This window comes from Salipiger sp. PrR002, assembly GCF_010500775.1.
In the GTDB taxonomy this organism is placed as follows: Bacteria; Pseudomonadota; Alphaproteobacteria; order Rhodobacterales; family Rhodobacteraceae; genus Salipiger.
Genome location: NZ_JAAGOU010000015.1, coordinates 69,280 through 86,472, shown reverse-complemented (window position 1 = coordinate 86,472; position 17,193 = coordinate 69,280). Strand labels below are relative to the sequence as shown.

Genomic DNA, 17,193 nt, shown 5'->3' with positions numbered 1-17,193 from the left:
GCCCTTCCGGCGCCCCGCTTCCTTTTCCGACGTGCAAGACCGGAGGGTGCCATGACGGAACCCGTTCCACCTGACATGGCCCGCCCGCCCAAGGGCATGGGCCCCCTCGCCCGCCGCGAGGCGCGGCTGGCCTGGGGCCTGCTGTTCCCGACGCTCGCTGCCGTGGCGCTGGTGGTCATCCTGCCGCTGCTTGCGGTGTTCTGGATCGCCTTCAAACCCATCGGCCTTGCCGAATTGCGCCCGCCCGCGCCGGTGGTGCGCGAGGATATCCGCGGCGACCTCGACGAGGGCGATCCGGACGCCTACCTGCGCTACCGGCTGCGCAACTCCTCGCAGGATCAGGCGATCACCGGCGTCACGCTGACGGACACATGGCCCGAAGGTCTGAGTGCCACCGAGATGGACCCGCGCTGCACGCTCGAGGGCAGCACGCTGACCTGTGATCTTGGCGACTGGGAGGGCGGCTTCCGCGATCAGATCCGCATTCCCGTCGCTGCCGAGCCCAGCTATTTCGACGGACCCGACGTGGAAGCCAGCGAGCCCGTCATCACCGGCCGCGCGAACAACGTGCTGACCTCCTTCTCCAGCTTCACGCTGGAAAACTTCGCCCGCATCTTCCAAGGCTCGGAGTTCTGGTCGGTGCTTGGCGTCACGCTTTTCTACACCGTCTTCGGCACCGCCGGCGCGCTGATCCTCGGGCTTTTCGCGGCGATGTTGCTCGACAAGAGCTTTCGCGGGCAAGGCATCCTGCGCGGGCTCTATCTCTTTCCCTATGTCGCCCCGGTGATCGCCGTGGCCTTCGCGTGGATCCTGCTGTTCGACCCTTACTCGGGCTCGGCCAATGCGCTTTTGATGCAGATGGGCGTGACCTCGCAGGCGATCAACTTCTTCGGCGAGCGGCCCTTGGCGCTGATCATGGTGACGCTCTTCGAGATCTGGCGCTACTTCCCGCTGTCGTTCCTCTTCATCCTCGCGCGGATGCAGTCGATCGACACCGACATGTATGAGGCCGCCGATATGGACGGCGCCTCCCCCTTCCAGAAGTTCCGCTACCTGTCGCTGCCGCAGCTTCTGGGCATCCTGTCGGTGCTGTTCCTGCTGCGCTTCATCTGGACCTTCAACAAGTTCGACGACATCTTCCTGCTGACCGGCGGCAACGCCGGGACGCGGGTGCTGACGGTCAACGTCTACGAGCAGGCCTTTGCCCTGTCGAACATCGGCGCGGGGGCTGCGGTGGCGGTGGTGATCTTCCTGTCGCTGATCCTCTTCTCGCTGTTCTTCTTCCGCGTGATGAGCCGGGAGGAGGGGCTGTGATGTCTGCATTCCCAATAATTCCGCGTGTGAACAGCGCCGGACCGGGGGCCAGCCCCCGGACCCCCGGGATATTTTTCTCTAGACGAAGCAGGGGGACGCCATGAACGCGATGCGCTTTGGATATGTCACCGGGCCCGTGCTGGGAGCGCTCTGGTGCTTCGTCATCGCCACCACCGTGGCGGTCGCCATGAGCTTTGCCACCGGCGCCGGGTTCCGCCCGGTCTGGCTTTCGCTGCCGCTGGGGGCGCTGATGGGGCTGGCCTGTCTGCGCTGGGGCGGCGTGGCGCGGCCCGTGCTGCCCGCGGCGCTCGGCGCGGCGATGCTGGCGCTGGCGGCGCTGACCGGGCTGGCGCCGCTCGCCATCGCGCCAGAGGCCTCGGTCGCGGCGCGCTGGACCGGGCTCTTGGCGGCGGTTCTTTTTACCGCGCTGGGGCTGTGGAAGATCCTCGACAGGACGCCCGAGGGCGCGCTCACCCGCCATGTCTTTGAGGCGGCGGTGATCCGGTTCCTCACCGGCTTTGGCTATATCTTCTTCACCGCGATCGTGCTCATCCCGTTCTACGTGATGGTGATGACCTCGCTGAAGAACCAAGCCGCGCTGGTGCAGAACCCGCTCGATTTCTCACTGGACCTGAGCCAGGGCTGGGGCCTCTTCCGGTCTTACGTCGAACTGATGCGCGACTATAATTTCGGCTCGTATCTCTGGACGTCTTTCTACGTCTCGGTGCTGACGGTGCTGATCACGCTCGCCTTCGCCATCCCCGGTGCCTATGCCGTGGCGCGGCTGCGCTTCCGCGGGCAAAAGCTGTTCTCGCGCTCGATCCTGCTGATCTACATGGTGCCGATGATCGTGCTGGCGCTGCCGATCTACATCGCCTTCTCGATGACCGGCCTGCGCAACACCATCTTTGGCATCGTGCTGATCTACCCGGTCACCACCATCCCCGTGGCGCTCTACATGCTGCAGGGCTACTTCCGCGGCCTGCCCTCGGAGGTCGAGGAGGCCGGGCTGATGGACGGGCTGTCGCGGCTCAAGGTGATCTGGAAGATCACCCTGCCGCTGTCGCTGCCGGCGCTGGCCTCGGTGTCGCTCTATGTCTTCATGATCGCATGGAACGAGTTCCTGCTGGCCTTCATGCTGCTCGATGACCCGAACAAATTCACCCTGACCCGTGGCATCGCCTCGCTGAACTCGTCCGAGGTGCCGCGCCAGCATCTGATGGCGGGCTCGGTGATCGCCACCGTGCCGATAATGGTGCTGTTCCTCGGGCTCGAGCGTTTCATGACCAAGGGGCTCACCGCCGGGTCGGTGAAAGGATGATCGCGCCGCAGGGCGCAGGCGCGGCAGCATCGCCCGCGCGCAGGTTTGGAAAGGACTGACATGGCTGGGATCGAGCTGAACTCCGTCGAGAAATGGTACGGCGACGCGCAGGTGATCAAGGGCGTCGACCTTGCCATCGACGAGGGCGAATTCATCATCTTCGTCGGCCCCTCGGGCTGCGGAAAATCCACCCTGCTGCGGATGATCGCCGGGCTCGAGGAAACCTCGCGCGGGCAGATCGTCATCGGCGGACGCGACGCCACCGCCGAGCCACCGGCGCAGCGCGGGCTGGCGATGGTGTTCCAGAGCTACGCGCTCTACCCGCATATGTCGGTGCGCGAGAACATGGGCTTCTCGCTCAAGGCCGCGGGCGCCAGCAAGGACGAGATCACCGCCAAGGTCGATGAGGCGGCACGGGTGCTGAAGCTGGAACCGCTGCTGGAGCGGCGCCCCAAGGACCTCTCGGGCGGCCAGCGCCAGCGTGTCGCCATCGGCCGCTCGATCGTGCGCGACCCCACCGCTTTCCTCTTTGACGAGCCGCTGTCGAACCTCGACGCCGCGCTGCGGGTCGAGATGCGCTATGAGATCGCCAAACTGCATCAGGCGCTCGGCTCGACGATGATCTATGTCACCCATGATCAGGTCGAGGCGATGACGCTGGCCGACCGCATCGTGGTGCTGGAAGGGGGCCGGGTCAGTCAGGTCGGCAGCCCGCGCGAGCTTTACGAGCGGCCCGGCAATCTCTTCGTGGCGCAGTTCATCGGCTCGCCGAAGATGAACGTCTTTGCCGCGACGACGCCTGGGCTGCGCCTCGCCGCGCCGATGCCTGCTGGCGCCGAGCAGATCGGCATCCGCCCCGAGCATATCACCCTGACCGAGCCCGGCAGCGGACAGATCGACGGCACGGTGGACGTGCTCGAATACCTCGGCGCCGACACCTATGTGATCGCCGACTGCGGCGAGGCGGGCAAGGTGACGGTGCGGGCGCAGGGCGACACCGGCCTCGCCCCCGGCGCGCGCTGCGGCCTCGCCTTCGATCCCGCGCAGATCCACGCCTTCGACACCGCAGGCCTCGCCCTGCGCTGAGCCGCCCGCTTCTTCTCTTTCAAAATACGCCGGGGGAGTCGCGCATCGCGCGGCGGGGGCAGCGCCCCCACCCTTTGGCCACGCAGTGCCATGGAGGGGGTGCGCAGGCCCTCCCCTTCCACGACCGCGCCTTCCATGTCATTGTGAGCAAAGAGCCATTCCAGCCGAAAGCCGCGCCGATGCACCGGATCGCCTGCCTTGTTGCCCTGCTGACCCTGCCGCTGCTGCCCGGCGTCGCTGCACCCGTGGCGGCGCAGGTCTCGCCGCAGAACATCGACGCCGCGCAAAGCGCCGAGCGGCCTTTCCGCTGGCCCTCACGCCCCGACTTGCGCCCCGATCGGCGTCCCGGCTGGGCCCCGGACCGGCCCCATCGTCCAGGCCGACCCGACTGGCCGCGGCGCCCCGGATGGCCCGGATGGTCCGGCGGCGGCTACGGCCCAGCCTATGGTGGGAGCTTCGGGCTGTCGCTCGATCTTGGCGCCAACCTGCCCGGCGCCGCTGGATCGGTGCGCGAGCCGGTGATGAGCATCGAGCGGGACAGCCCAGCCGGAACCCGGCAGATCCGCAACTCTCCCGGTGCGCCAGTGGTCAGCGCGCCAGTCGTTAGCGCGCCGGTGGTCAGCGCGCCGCCCGCCACCGCCTCCCGCGTCACGCAGCCGCCCATGGTCGAGCGCGCCCCCGTGGCGACGCCGAATACCGCGCCCGGCCAGGCCTTGCAGGGCGTGGGCGAGATGAACGGCGGCGGCGCGGCCTTGGCGCAGGTGCTCAGCTCCGACGGCGAGAATTACGTGCTGCTGCTGACCCTGCCCGAGACCCGCGTCACCTGTCTCGGCCAACTCGACGGCCCGCCCGCGATCTTCCCGAGCATGGGCTCGGCGCTTGCCTGCACCGACGGGGCGCAGGGCAACGCGCTCTTCGCCACGCCCGAGGAAGGCACCGGCAGCAGCGCCAGCTTCACGCTCGACGGCGGGCGCGGAGGGTATCTGGTCTTTCCCTGAGCAAGACCGCTCACGCCTCCGCCAGCGCGAAACAGCGCGGGAAGGACGCCGCGAAGGTCGCGCCGTGGCCCAGCCCTTTCAGCACTTCCAGTTGCACGTGCAGGTCGGGCCGCTGCGCCAGCCGCTCGGCCATCGCCATCGTGTCGGGATTGGGCCGCGGCTCGGGCAGGTCGGGCGTTCCCGAGCGGTGTTCATTGTCGCCGAGCATCATCAGAACCTCCGCCTTGCCATGCTCCAGCTGCGGTGCCTCGGCTGCCATCGCCTGCAACGCGCCTCCGCCGAAGCCGGTGGACGGGCTGATCGGCATGTAGGCGCGGAAGGCCCCGGGCGCGGACAGGAGCGTCGCCAGCGCGAAAACACCGCCATAGGAGTGCCCCCACAGACAACGCCGCGCCGGGTCTAGCGGGGCATGCGTTGCAAGAGCCGCGGTCAGCGGTCCCAGCAGGCGGGCGCGGAACGCCGCCTGCCCGCCGAACTCCCAGTCCCGCCCCCGGCCATGTTTTGGCGTCTCGAGCGGTGTGGGCGTGTAATCCCGGGCGCGCGCCGCGCCGTCGAAACCTTCTTCGATGGGATATCCGATGCCCACCACCGCCAGCCCCGGATGCGCTGTCAGCTGCGCCGTGCTGAGGCGGCTGAAGGCGGCGTTGCCGTCGAGCATCCACAGCGAGGGCCAGCCACCCGAGGGCGGCGCGCCGCGCGGCGTTGCGAGGAACAGGCGATAGCCCAGCCCGTCGGCGGTGACGTCGAAGTGTGCAAGCGCGTGGCTGCTTGGCGGCGCGTCGAAAAGCGGAAAGCTGACCGGCGGCTGCCGCCGCTGCGCCAGCGCGGGTGTCGCTGCGAGCCCCGCAAGGGCGGTCAATGATGTGGTAAAGCGTCTGCGGCTGAGGTCCATGCGCCATCTCCTGAACGATCCGGGAAGGGTCGGGCTGGCGTGGGCTGGCTCCTGAGACTGCGATGTAGCCGGGCGCGCACGGCGTTGCAATGCGCTGGCGCAGCGGCGCGCTTGGGCTTCAGTCCATATGGCGCAGGAAGAGCGCGGCGCCGCGCGGCGCCTGCATGGCCCAGTCCATCTGCGCCTCGGTCTCCACCGCGCAGGGCCGTAGGTGGCGCAGCCGCGCCAGCGCCTCGTCCGGGGCCTCACCCGCCTCGATCATCAGGCGCAGCGCCACCATCCCCGAACGCCCGCAGCCGCCGCGGCAATGCACCAGCACGCGCCCGCCCCCCGCGAGCGCCCGCAGCACCTGCGCGCTGACCTCTGGCCAGCGGGCGCGCATGCCCTCGGGCGGCGTGCCGAAGTCGGGGATCGGCAGATGCACCCAGCGCGTGCCGTGATCCTGCACCTGCGTGCCGAGCAGGCCCGCGCCTGCGGCCTGCAGTTCGGCCTCGGTGACGAGGGTGATCACCATCGCCGGGCGCCATTCGGTCACATGCTCCACATCCCCCGGCAAATCGCCCCCCGCCCCCGGCATCGGCGAGATGGCAAGGATGCCCTCCGAGACCGGGAGCGCGTAGATGATCATCGGCTCAGATGTCATCGCTCGAGAATGTGTCGCAGGCCGCGATGTTCCCGGCCTCATAGCCACGCGCGAACCAGCCCGAGCGCTGCGCGCTGGTGCCATGGGTGAACGTATGCGGCTGCGGCACCCGCCCGGCGCGCTTCTGCAACAGGTCGTCGCCGATCATCCGCGCGGCGTTGAGCGCCTCTTCCACATCGCCCGGCTCGAGGATGCCGTCCACATGGCTACCCCAAACCCCCGACAGGCAGTCGGCCTGCAACTCCAGCCGCACGGTCAGCGCGTTGGCCTGCACCTCACTGGCCCGCTGGCGCAGCTTTTCGACCTCGGGCAGGATCCCCAGAAGGTTCTGCACGTGGTGCGCCACCTCATGGGCGATCACATAGGCGGCGGCGAAATCGCCCTCGGCACCAAGCCGCTGTTCCATCGTGGCAAAGAACTCGGTGTCGAGATAGGCCTGCTGATCCAGCGGGCAGTAGAACGGCCCGGTGGCCCCGCTCGCACCGCCGCAGGGCGAGGCGGTCTGGCCCGAGAACAGCACCAGCACCGGCGGGCGATAGTCGATCCCCGCCTGCTCGGGCAGAACCTGTCCCCAGACCTGCTCGGTGGTGGCGAGCACCTGCGCGGCAAACTCCCCGGCCAGCTGTTCCTGCGGCGTAAGTTCGCGCGGCTCGGACGAGGTCTGCATCGTGCTGTCGTTGAGCAGCGGCGTGACGTCGACACCGGCGAAATAGCCGATCGCCAGAACCACGAGCAGCGCAATACCGCCAAGCCCGCCGCCTACGGCAACACGCCCACCACCGGACCGGCGGCGGTCTTCGACATTGCTGCTGCGGCGCACACCTCTCAGTCGCATGATAAAATTCCTTGTATGAAAAATGCCTGCCGGCAGCGCCGATGATAGGCGCTGCCGGGGCTTTAGGGAACAAATTTCCCGCATATGGCGAGCCCTAAGGGCCGCCCCTTTCAGCTCAGACGAGCTGCCCGGGATGCGCCTCGGCCCATGCGGCCAGCGCCGCGGCCAGATCGCTCCGCCCAACCATCGCCAGCGCCTTGCGCGGCAGCGCGACGCCATGGTCCAGCAGCAGCATCAGGCAGGCAAGGTGATCCCGTCCCGACCCTTCCGGCGCATGGTCTGCACCATGTAGCAGCGCGCCGAGCAGCGTGCCGCCGTGGTGGTTCACATGGCCGAGGTCGGGCCGCAGCGACAGGAAATAGCCAAGCAACTCGGGATGACCGCCCCAAGCCGCGGCCTGCACCGGCGGCACACCATCCAGCGCATCCGGCGCGTCATAGGGCAGGCCAAGCGCCACCAGCGCCTTGATCTGTCCCAGCCGCTCCGGACGGTCCGCCAGATCGCGCATCAGCCCGTCATAGGCGGGCGGCAGCGCCGCGGGGTCGATGAAGGCACCGGGGGTGGCGCGCCCCTGCGCCGCCTCGGCCATCAACGCCTCTTCGCGAGACAGCGGCCTTTGCAGCCCGCGCGCCTCCAGCGCCTCGGCCAAGGGCGCGCAGCCCATCACCCGCGCATAGGCATAGGGCGTGCTCCAGCGCCACTCGCGCGCCGGATCGGCCCCCGCTTCCAGCAGCAGATCGATCATCCGGCGGTCGCAGCCGCGCCGCGCGGCGTGGTGCAGCGCCGGGATCGGAGCGGCGGTGTCATTCGGGTCGGCCCCATGCGCAAGCAGCAGCTGCACCGCCCCGTAGTCGTGAAAATCCAGCGCCCGCAGCAGCGCGTTTGTGCCCCGAGGATCGGCACCATGGTCCAGCAGCAGCGCCAGCGCTTCGCCGCTCCCCGGCTCCACCGAATGATAGAGCGACTCGCCATCATTGGCCGAGGCCCCCTGCTCCAGCAGCCAGCGCGCCAGTTCGATGTTCCGCCCGTGGCAGAGCGCCCCGTAGAGCGCCGAGTGGCGTGCGCCGCCGGGCATCGCTTCGGCATCGTTGACATCGGCACCCTGAGCGACCAGCAGCCGGGCGATTTGCAGCGCGGCACCCTTGGCCTCGGGCTGGCGCGTCTGCCAGCGTGAAAAGGCCAGATGCAGCAGCGCGCTGCGCGGACCGAAGCGCGCAGTCGCCAACTCTGGACGCGCCGCCAGAGCCGCCTCGACAGAGGGCAGATCGCACAGCGCGCAGAGCAGGCCGAAATGCCCCTTCGCAAGGTCCGGCGTCTCGGCCAACAGCCACTCCACCACCGGCATCTGCCCGTGATAGAGCGCGATCTTCAGCCGCTGGATGCGCGCCGCGCGGTCCAGCCCCTGCGTTTCCGCCGCAAGCTTGAGCTTGGGCCAGCTTTCAAAGCCGCGCTCACGCGCCACGACCTGCAGGAAATCGGCGCGTTTGAGCAGCCGGTCGTCGCCGCGCGGCGGTGCGTCGCGCAACCGTTCGCGCGCGGTGCGGTCGCCCGCCTCATAGGATTTGTGCAGGCGGCGCGCTTCGCGGCGCAGATCGTCGATGGATGGGGTCGGCCCAGAAAGGGGGTCGGGAAAGAGCATGCCGGTGTCCTCCGTCATCGCCCGATGGTCCGCTGGTCCGGGCAGGAGTGAAACCGAATGATTTGAGATCGGCTCGCAAAGGCAGGTGCGGGCGCTTTCCGCGGACCGGGCGGCCCCCTGCCGGCGGGCCTGCGGTGGTCATAGCAGAGCGGTGGGGTTTGGGGAAGTGGGCACTACGGGCGGCAAGTGTGAGTGGCAAAGGACTGTGCAAGGAACTGTGGCGCGGGTCCGACGGATCGCGGCCTTGTGGGCGCCCATCTCTGACGGCCCGCTTTACCTCCTCCCTCCCCCGCCTTACCTTGGCCGCGACCGAAGGAGCGCCACGGATTCCATGACTGACGACAGCCCCAAGTATCAGGTTCTCGCCCGCAAGTACCGCCCCGAGACCTTTGCCGATCTCGTCGGGCAGGATGCCATGGTGCGCACCCTGAAGAACGCCTTCAAGGCAGACCGCATCGCGCAGGCCTTCATCATGACCGGCATCCGCGGCACCGGGAAGACCACCACCGCCCGGATCATCGCCAAGGGCATGAACTGCGTCGGCCCCGACGGCACCGGCGGCCCCACCACCGAGCCCTGCGGCCAGTGCGAGCATTGCCGCGCGATCATGGAAGGCCGCCATGTGGACGTGCTGGAGATGGACGCGGCCTCCAACACCGGCGTCGGCGACATCCGCGAGATCATCGACAGCGTGCACTACCGGGCGGCCTCGGCGCGCTACAAGATTTACATCATCGACGAGGTGCACATGCTCTCGAACAGCGCGTTCAACGCGCTGCTCAAGACGCTGGAAGAGCCGCCCGCGCATGTGAAATTCATCTTCGCCACCACCGAGATCCGCAAGGTGCCGGTGACGGTGCTCTCGCGCTGCCAGCGTTTCGATCTGCGCCGCATCGAGCCCGAGGTGATGATCGACCTGCTGCGCAAGATCGCCAGCCGCGAAAGCGCCGAGATCACCGATGACGCGCTGGCGCTGATCACCCGTGCCGCCGAGGGCTCGGCGCGCGACGCCACCTCGCTGCTCGATCAGGCGATCAGCCACGGCGCGGGCGAGACCACCGCCGATCAGGTCCGCGCCATGCTCGGCCTCGCCGACCGTGGCCGCGTGATGGATCTCTTCGAGAAGATCATGCATGGCGACGCGCCGGGCGCGCTGACCGAACTGTCCGAGCAATATGCCGAAGGCGCCGACCCGATGGCGGTGCTGCGCGATCTGGCGGAGCTGACCCATTGGATCTCGGTGGTGAAGATCGCCCCCGAGGCCGCCGAGGATCCCACCGTCGGCCCCGACGAGCGCGCCCGCGGCGCGGCGCTGGCGCAGAACCTCGGGATGCGCCCGCTCACCCGCATGTGGCAGATGCTGCTGAAGGCGCTCGAAGAGGTGGCGCAGGCGCCCAACGCGATGATGGCCGCCGAGATGGCGGTGATCCGGCTGACCCATGTGGCCGAGCTGCCCTCGCCCGAGGAACTGCTGCGCAAGCTGCAAGACACGCCGCCGCCTCCGGGCCCCGGCGGTGGTGGCTATGCCCATGCGCCCGCGGGCGGCACTCCGGCGCAGGGCGGCAGCACGCAGGCCTATGGCAGCGCGGTGCAGCCCACCCATCCCGGCCCCTCCGGCCCCAGCGCAATGTCGGGTGCCATGTCTGGCACAAGCTACGGCAACGCCGTACCCGCCGTGGCCCAGAACAATGCGCTCGCCCGCTATCCCACCTTCGAGCATGTGCTCGAGCTGATCCGCGCCAACCGCGACGTGAAGCTGCTGGTCGAGGTCGAGGGCGGCGTGCGCCTTGCCGCCTATCAGCCGGGCCGCATCGAGTTCACCCCCGCCGCCAAGGCGTCGCCCGATCTGGCGCAGCGCCTCGGCACCGCGCTGCAGCGCTTCACCGGCGCGCGCTGGGGGGTCTCGCTGGTCAATGGCTGCGAGACGCCGACCATCGTCGAGAAACGCGATGCCGCCGAGCTGGCGCTGCGCGCCGAGGCCGAGCAGCACCCGCTGGTGCAAGCCGCCATCGCCGCCTTCCCCAAGGCCAAGATCGTCGAGATCCGCACCCCGGAGGCCGAGCAGCAGCAGGCCGCCGTCGAGGCGCTGCCCGAGGTCGAGGACGAATGGGATCCCTTCGAGGAAGACTGAGCCGGGAACATCCGCGGCGCTTCCGGGTTTGACCTTTGTCACACCCGGAGGACCCGCGATGAATTTCGACACCAGCAAAGCCACCGATCTCGCCCATAAGGCCAGCCTGCCCGCCCTGCGCGCGCGCGTGAACGACGCGTTGCCCGCCAGCCGCCGCGAACGCCTTGCCCCGATGCTCTTTGCCGGTGGCCTGCTGGCGATTGGCGCGGCGCTGCTGAAGGCCAAGCCGCGCATCGGCCATGTGCCCGAGCCGCGCCAGTTCGGCGACCTGCCGCGCCGCTCGAAGGCCCGCCGCGCGGCGCTCACCAGTCGCGATCACGTGGCCGCCTTCGCGCCCACCAATGTTACCGACTCGCTCGGCCGTTCGCTGATGATCGGCGGCGCCGCGCTGCTGCTCACCCGGCTGCTCGACGAGGCCGCGGGCCGCGACGGCAAGTAAGGATCGGCGCCCGCCACGCCGGGCGCCAAGATGCTTTCATCTTTCCGCAAATACTCACGGCGCGACGTCTTGGGCCCGCGCCCGCCCTTCATTGTTCCGCAAATACGCCCGCCCCGCCCTTGTCGCCTGCCGGTGTCATCCGTATCTAGAGAACCAAGCCTCAGACAGGAGAGATCAGATGTTCAAAGGATTGGGCGGTCTTGGCGATATGGCCAAGATGATGAAGGCCGCGCAGGAGATGCAGAGCAAGATGGCCGAGCTGCAGGAAGGCCTGCACACCACGATGGTCACCGGCGAGTCCGGTGCGGGCCTCGTCAAGGCGACCGCCACCGCCAAGGGCGAGCTCAAGGGTCTCGACATCGATCCCTCGATCTTCAACAGCGACGACAAGGAAGTGGTCGAGGACCTCATCCTTGCCGCCGTCAAGGACGCGCAGGCCAAGGCGCAAGAGCGCGCCGAGCAGGAGATGCGCAAGCTCACCGAAGAGATGGGCCTGCCCGCCGACATGAAGATGCCGTTCTAAGACGCCTGCCGCAGACCCCTCGTCTGGCCGGACAAGGCGGAGCGCCGCACGGCGCTCTGCGAGATTCCCCAGATGCGGGCCGCGGTGCAGAAGGTCCCTCCCCCATGCCCGACCGCAGCGAGATCGACGCGTTGATCGAGATGATGGCCCGCCTGCCGGGTCTCGGGCCGCGTTCGGCGCGGCGCACGGTGCTGCATCTCATCCGCAAGCGCGAGCTGCAGTTGACGCCGCTGGCCGAGCTGATGAGCCGGGTCGCCGCCAGCGCCCGCGAGTGCCTCAACTGCGGCAATGTCGGCACCGAAGAGATCTGCCCGATCTGTGCCGACGAGCGCCGCGGCAACGGCCAGCTTTGCGTGGTCGAGGACGTGGGCGATCTTTGGGCCATGGAGCGCGGCGGCAGCTTCAAGGGGCGCTATCACGTGCTGGGCGGCACGCTCTCGGCGCTCGACCGCGTCGGCCCCGAAGAGTTGCGCATCCCGCAGCTGGTGGCGCGGGTGGAGAGCGAGGGGATCACCGAGGTGATCCTTGCGCTTAACGCCACCGTCGATGGACAGACCACCGCCCATTACATCGCCGACCAGCTTGAGACCCGCGTGGCGCTCAGCTCGCTGGCGCAGGGCGTGCCGATCGGCGGCGAGCTCGACTATCTCGACGACGGCACGATCACCGCAGCGCTCAACGCCCGTCGCAAGCTCTGAGCGCCTGCCCCGCCCCCAGTCCCAGCCCCACCGTAACGCGTCTGTGACAGGTGCCATCTGGGCGGACGGGCGCTTTGGAGCTACAGCACTGCTATGACCCGCGCATCCTCCTTCCCGCTCGCCCTTCCCCTCGCTTTCGTCTCCAGCCTTGTGCTCGCCCTGCCCGCCGCACAGGCGCAGGAAGCCGCCTCGCTGTCGCAGATGGACCTGCTGTCGCGAGAGATCGGCCTTGGCATCGGCCATAGCGCGCTGGATGCACAGCAGCCCGGCGCTTTCACCTCGGGTTATGCCGCTGGCGGCAGCACCAACCCCGACGATGCGCAGGGCTCGGATTACAACACCCGTGGCGCCGTGCTGGGCTATGGGTTCGGCAGCGGCCTCTCGGCCTTCATGGGCTACGCGCAGGGTACTTCGGAGGTGGATGGCGATCTTGGCGAGGCACGTATCCGGTCGTATTTTCTTGGTGCGGGCTATGCCGGGGCGGCGCATGGCGTCGATTATGCCGCGGCGCTCTACATGGGGCGCACGCACAACAAGCTGTCCAGCCCATCCTCGGTCAGCGGCAGCACCGACCACAATGGCCGCCTGCTGGGGCTGAGCCTGCGCGGCGCGACGATGCTGAAACAGGGCGAGGCACCGGGCACCGGGATCGACCTCGTGGTGTCCGGCGACGTGCTGCGCCATGCCACAGGCAATTACACGCTGCACCACATTGATGCAGAGGTAGAGAACCGCGTGACTTACGCCACTTCGATGCGCCTTGAGATGGGCGCGCCGATGCGGGCCAAGGGCGGCCTGCTGCGCCCCTACGCCGCCTATGTGGTGAACGGCGGCGATCAGCCCGACCTCGATTTCGCCGCGGGCGGCAGCCTTGGCGCGACCGATCTGCTTAGCGAAGATCAACTGGCCATCGGCCTTGGTTTCGAGGGTGGCAGCGGCTTTGGCACGCGGATCGAGGCGGCGTCGGATTTCGACGGCACCGAGGCGCTGAGCGCGCGGCTCACCTATCGCTTCTGAGCCGCGCCGGGTGCTTACGCCAGCGCTTCGGCGGCGTCCCCTTCCCGGTCCTGCACCAGAACCGGCGCCCGCGCAGTGACCACCAGCGCGGGCACATCGGCACCGCGATCCTGCCGCAGAACGCAGTCTTCGAACGCCACCCCGACAAACCCAGCCTGCGCCAGAAGCTGTTCGACATAGAAGCGCGAATGGGCAAAGCGGCGGCTTTCCCGCAGCTGCACCGGCGCGTCTCCTAGCTCGACAGTGAAGGCAAGGTGCCCCCCCGGCGCGAGGGCCCCGGCGCACCAGCCGATCACCCGTTCGAGCGCGCCGAGGTAGATGAAGACATCCGCCGCCACGATCAGGTCGTGCGCAGTGCCGTCCAGCTCCAGCTGCGCGATGTCGCGTTTTTCGAGCAGGTCATAGTCGCCTTTCACCGCCGCCTCGGCCAGCATCCCCGCCGAGATGTCATAGCCACCGAGCCAGCCGCAGCGCGCGCGCAGCACCGCACCCATCAGCCCCGTGCCGCAACCAAGATCCAGCGCCCGCTCGGCCCGGACGAACCCCTGCCCGCACAGCGCGGTGATCAGCAGCTCCGGGCCGCGATACTCCAGCCGCCCGACCAGCGAGCGGTCGAAACGCGGCGCGTATTGGTCAAAGAGCAGCTCGACAAAGGCCGGAGGCATGGTCTCGGCCACCGGCACACCGCGCAGCAAATCCCGGCGCAGCCCCGCACCGAGCGGGTCACGGGGATCGGCGGCCACTGCCTTGTCCCAAGCCTCTGCTGCGGCCTCGACAGCGCCGCAGCCTTCCAGCCATTCGCCCAGACGGAACCAGCCCGCAGCCCAGTCGGGCACGATCTGCATCACGCCCATCAGCACCTCGACCGCACCGGCCATATCGCCGAGATGCGCGAGGGTCTCGGCAAAACTCGCGCGGCGCTCGGCCGCGGGATCACCACAGGGAAAAGCGGTTCCCAGCATCACTTGTCTGTTCCAAGGGGCCCGCTCATTTGCCGGAAATGGCCACGCGGCGGGCGACACGCTGCACCTCTGAAGGGTGCATCGACGCGGGCGATACGCCGCTGACAGAGCGGCGTCAATCGCTGCCGTGAGGGCCGTGTAACCACCCGGCACCGCAAAAGAAAAGGCCCGCCACAATCGCTTGCGGCGGGCCTTTCGAAATCATCGCGAGACGCGGATCAGCCGCGCGGGTCCTCGCTGTCGTCCTCGTCGTCGTCATCGTTCGACGGCAGGTTGAAGAAGCTGTCGGCATCCGAGAAATCGCTCGGGCCCTTGTCTTCTTCCTCGTCGTCCTCGCCGCGCGGATCGGAGAGCGTGAAGGTTTCGAGACCTTCGATCGCCGAAGGCAGGCGCGGCTCGGTGTCCATGCCAAGGCTCTGCTCGGTCGACACCAGCTTGCGGCGCTCGTCGTCGGTCATCACCTCGTCGCGGTTCTTCGCGGCCTTGGCAACGGCGGCGTCAAGCTCGGACTGGCGGCACAGACCCAGCGCGACCGGGTCGATCGGCTGCATGTTCTGGATGTTCCAGTGGGTGCGCTCGCGGATCGACTGGATCGTCGGCTTGGTGGTGCCCACCAGCTTGGAGATCTGGCCGTCGGTCAGCTCGGGGTGGAACTTCACCAGCCACAGGATCGCGTTCGGACGGTCCTGACGCTTGGACAGCGGGGTGTAGCGCGGGCCACGGCGCTTGTCTTCGTCGACAGCGGCGGGGTTGTACTTCAGCTTCAGCTTGGCGAGCGGGTTCTTCTCGGCCTTGTCGATCTCGATCTGCTCGATCTGGTTGTTGGCGACCGGGTCAAAGCCCTTCACGCCGCCAGCCACGTCACCGTCGGCGATGCCTTGGATTTCCAGTTCGTGCATGCCGGTGAAATCGGCAATCTGCTTGAAGGTCAGGGTGGTGTTGTCGACGAGCCAGACAGCGGTCGCCTTGGGATGCAGCAGTTTTGCCATGGGTCATCTCCTACGTAAATCTTCTCCCCTCCCCCAAGGCGCTGGCCTCGGGAGGTCCCGGATTACTTCTCCAGGACGGGTTTCCGTTGTCGGGGAACTTCGGGCCTATATAGTCGCGCGCAACTCAAGAGGAAAGAGAAAATGCGTGCCCTGCTGATCCTGCTCGCCTGTGCCGCTCTCGCCGGAGCCGCCAACCCCGCCCGCGCGGATGGGGAACGCGCGGGCCGTTTCGACTATTACGTGCTGTCGCTGAGTTGGTCGCCGACGTGGTGCGCGCTCGAGGGCGAGGCGCGCAACTCTCCGCAATGCGACCGCGCGCTTGGCTGGGTGCTGCACGGGCTCTGGCCGCAATACGAGCGCGGCTACCCTTCTTATTGCGACACATCGGTGCGCGCCCCGAGCCGCGCCGAGACCGCCGCCATGGCCGACATCATGGGCACGCCCGGTCTGGCTTGGTACCAGTGGAAGAAGCACGGCTCCTGCGCCGGGCTGCCCGCCGAGGCGTATTTCGCCCTCGCCCGCCGCGCTTATGGCGCGGTCAAACGTCCCGAGGTTCTGCGGCGTCTGGAAGATCCGGTCACCCTGCCGGCGCAGGTGATCGAAGAGGCGTTCCTGAAGGCCAACCCGGGGCTGGAGCCCGACATGCTGACCATCACCTGCCAAGCGGGGCGCATCCAAGAAGCGCGGCTGTGCCTGTCAAAGGACCTTGATCCCGTGCCCTGCGGAAGCGATGTCGTTAAGGACTGCAGCCTGAAGGACGCGTTGCTCGACCCGATCCGCTAAGGCCGGACGCGGGCAAAAAAAACCAGAGGGCGGGCCGGGAATACTGCGATCAAATGCTTGCCAGCATACAGAAAACGGAAACGACCGTCAGTAAGACCCACCCTCTGGCGCGGCCCATACATGCTTCCGCTCCGGGCCACGTGGCCAGTCAAATCCTGCCGGAATTAAGAAAAGGTTAACAAAACCGCCCCCTGCCCATTAATGGACACTATTTTTCTCGAAGGCGGCGGATTGGCCGAAATTCCATCGTTTGGTCCCCGTCAATCGAAGCGATAGCCAAAGCGCGCGATGTCTTCGGCGCAGCTTTCCGCCACATGCTGCGCCAGCTGATCCGAGTAGTAGCCGCGATAGTCGCGCCGCCGGTCCGAAGCATTGTCCCACGGCAGATCGAGCGCGAAGCCCAGATGCGCCTCGAAGGGCGCGAGATCCTCGCCAAGATGCTCCAGCCGTATCCAGATATCGCCGCGATCGGTGCCCGCCGCGTCGCGCAGATAGCGCGAGCTGGGCCAGCCGCGCAGGCTGGCGCTGGTTTGCGGATGCAGCAGGAACGCCGGGAAGTCCAAGCCCTGCGCCAGCGCGACCGCCGGATGCGCGAACTCCTGCGTCTGCAGCCAGTGGTAATAGCTCACCATCCGGTCCCACGGGTTGCGCACCAGCGCGACGCGCCGCATCCGGGCGATCTCGTCCAGGGTCACGATGCCGTCGATATCGGCCAGCGTGGAGTGCTTCCAGAGCCGCCCGCGCGGCACCAGCCCGCGCAGCCGCCCGCGGCGTTTCTGCGCCTTCGGCGTGTCGCCGATCAGGATATCGTCGCGATGCGCCCGCGCCTCCAGCGCCCGCGCCAGAGAGGTGCCCCCGGTCTTGGGGATATGCACGAAAATATAGCCACGGCCGCGCGAGATGATCATGCGCCGACCCTAGCG

17 protein-coding genes are annotated in these 17,193 nt (G+C 68.0%); 10 read left to right on the top strand and 7 right to left on the bottom strand.

Features of this window, described 5'->3' with window-relative positions; genetic code table 11:
* Positions 1 to 51: 51 nt before the first annotated feature.
* From G0A00_RS15985 to G0A00_RS15970, 4 genes are all read left to right on the top strand, one after another.
* Entirely contained in the window at positions 52 to 1,314 is a 1,263-nt protein-coding gene (locus tag G0A00_RS15985; protein WP_235953328.1) for a carbohydrate ABC transporter permease, read from the top strand.
* A gap of 100 nt (positions 1,315 to 1,414) precedes the next feature.
* On the top strand, positions 1,415 to 2,635 hold the full coding sequence (locus tag G0A00_RS15980) for a carbohydrate ABC transporter permease (RefSeq protein ID WP_164214214.1): 1,221 nt from the start codon (positions 1,415 to 1,417) through the stop codon (positions 2,633 to 2,635).
* Positions 2,636 to 2,695: 60 nt separating this feature from the next.
* A complete protein-coding gene (locus G0A00_RS15975) occupies positions 2,696 to 3,721 on the top strand; it encodes an ABC transporter ATP-binding protein (protein WP_164185215.1) in 1,026 nt (341 codons plus the stop codon).
* A gap of 143 nt (positions 3,722 to 3,864) precedes the next feature.
* Positions 3,865 to 4,719 (top strand): hypothetical protein, encoded by an 855-nt coding sequence (locus G0A00_RS15970; RefSeq protein ID WP_164185213.1) that lies wholly within the window; start codon positions 3,865 to 3,867, stop codon positions 4,717 to 4,719.
* 10 nt (positions 4,720 to 4,729) lie between these two features.
* Here G0A00_RS15970 and G0A00_RS15965 read toward each other — a convergent pair whose 3' ends face one another.
* From G0A00_RS15965 to G0A00_RS15950, 4 genes are all read right to left on the bottom strand, one after another.
* On the bottom strand, positions 4,730 to 5,611 hold the full coding sequence (locus tag G0A00_RS15965; protein WP_164185211.1) for an alpha/beta hydrolase: 882 nt from the start codon (positions 5,609 to 5,611) through the stop codon (positions 4,730 to 4,732).
* 118 nt (positions 5,612 to 5,729) lie between these two features.
* Positions 5,730 to 6,239 carry a protein-tyrosine phosphatase family protein gene (locus G0A00_RS15960; RefSeq protein WP_164185209.1) on the bottom strand — a complete coding sequence of 170 codons (510 nt, stop codon included), beginning with the start codon at positions 6,237 to 6,239 and terminating at the stop codon, positions 5,730 to 5,732.
* Positions 6,240 to 6,243: 4 nt separating this feature from the next.
* Positions 6,244 to 7,089, bottom strand: coding sequence for a neutral zinc metallopeptidase (locus G0A00_RS15955; protein ID WP_164185207.1), 846 nt, complete (start codon positions 7,087 to 7,089; stop codon positions 6,244 to 6,246).
* Positions 7,090 to 7,204: 115 nt separating this feature from the next.
* Positions 7,205 to 8,728 (bottom strand): ankyrin repeat domain-containing protein, encoded by a 1,524-nt coding sequence (locus G0A00_RS15950; protein ID WP_164185217.1) that lies wholly within the window; start codon positions 8,726 to 8,728, stop codon positions 7,205 to 7,207.
* 331 nt (positions 8,729 to 9,059) lie between these two features.
* On the opposite strand from G0A00_RS15950, the gene G0A00_RS15945 reads away from it, so the two are divergent.
* From G0A00_RS15945 to G0A00_RS15925, 5 genes are all read left to right on the top strand, one after another.
* The gene (locus tag G0A00_RS15945) at positions 9,060 to 10,859 is read left to right on the top strand and encodes a DNA polymerase III subunit gamma/tau (RefSeq protein ID WP_164185205.1); all 1,800 of its coding nucleotides are present in this window, start codon (positions 9,060 to 9,062) and stop codon (positions 10,857 to 10,859) included.
* Positions 10,860 to 10,917: 58 nt separating this feature from the next.
* Complete coding sequence (locus tag G0A00_RS15940) at positions 10,918 to 11,298, top strand: hypothetical protein (RefSeq protein WP_066108770.1); 381 nt, start codon at positions 10,918 to 10,920, stop codon at positions 11,296 to 11,298.
* A gap of 178 nt (positions 11,299 to 11,476) precedes the next feature.
* On the top strand, positions 11,477 to 11,821 hold the full coding sequence (locus tag G0A00_RS15935) for a YbaB/EbfC family nucleoid-associated protein (protein WP_164185203.1): 345 nt from the start codon (positions 11,477 to 11,479) through the stop codon (positions 11,819 to 11,821).
* Between the two features lie 104 nt (positions 11,822 to 11,925).
* Positions 11,926 to 12,519: a recombination mediator RecR gene (gene recR, locus G0A00_RS15930; RefSeq protein WP_164185201.1), complete on the top strand. Its 594-nt coding sequence runs from the start codon at positions 11,926 to 11,928 to the stop codon at positions 12,517 to 12,519.
* A 93-nt stretch (positions 12,520 to 12,612) separates the two neighbouring features.
* Positions 12,613 to 13,536 carry a hypothetical protein gene (locus G0A00_RS15925; RefSeq protein ID WP_164185199.1) on the top strand — a complete coding sequence of 308 codons (924 nt, stop codon included), beginning with the start codon at positions 12,613 to 12,615 and terminating at the stop codon, positions 13,534 to 13,536.
* Between the two features lie 14 nt (positions 13,537 to 13,550).
* Here G0A00_RS15925 and G0A00_RS15920 read toward each other — a convergent pair whose 3' ends face one another.
* Positions 13,551 to 14,498, bottom strand: a complete 948-nt coding sequence (locus G0A00_RS15920) for a class I SAM-dependent methyltransferase (protein ID WP_164185197.1) — start codon at positions 14,496 to 14,498, stop codon at positions 13,551 to 13,553.
* Between the two features lie 218 nt (positions 14,499 to 14,716).
* A complete protein-coding gene (locus G0A00_RS15915; RefSeq protein ID WP_164185195.1) occupies positions 14,717 to 15,487 on the bottom strand; it encodes a DUF1013 domain-containing protein in 771 nt (256 codons plus the stop codon).
* Positions 15,488 to 15,628: 141 nt separating this feature from the next.
* Here G0A00_RS15915 and G0A00_RS15910 point away from each other — a divergent pair, with 141 nt between their 5' ends.
* Positions 15,629 to 16,270 (top strand): ribonuclease T2, encoded by a 642-nt coding sequence (locus G0A00_RS15910; RefSeq protein ID WP_164185193.1) that lies wholly within the window; start codon positions 15,629 to 15,631, stop codon positions 16,268 to 16,270.
* Between the two features lie 260 nt (positions 16,271 to 16,530).
* Here the strand turns inward: G0A00_RS15910 and G0A00_RS15905 are convergent, their stop codons facing one another.
* Positions 16,531 to 17,178 (bottom strand): sulfotransferase family 2 domain-containing protein, encoded by a 648-nt coding sequence (locus G0A00_RS15905; RefSeq protein ID WP_164185192.1) that lies wholly within the window; start codon positions 17,176 to 17,178, stop codon positions 16,531 to 16,533.
* Between the last annotated feature and the right edge of the window lie 15 nt (positions 17,179 to 17,193).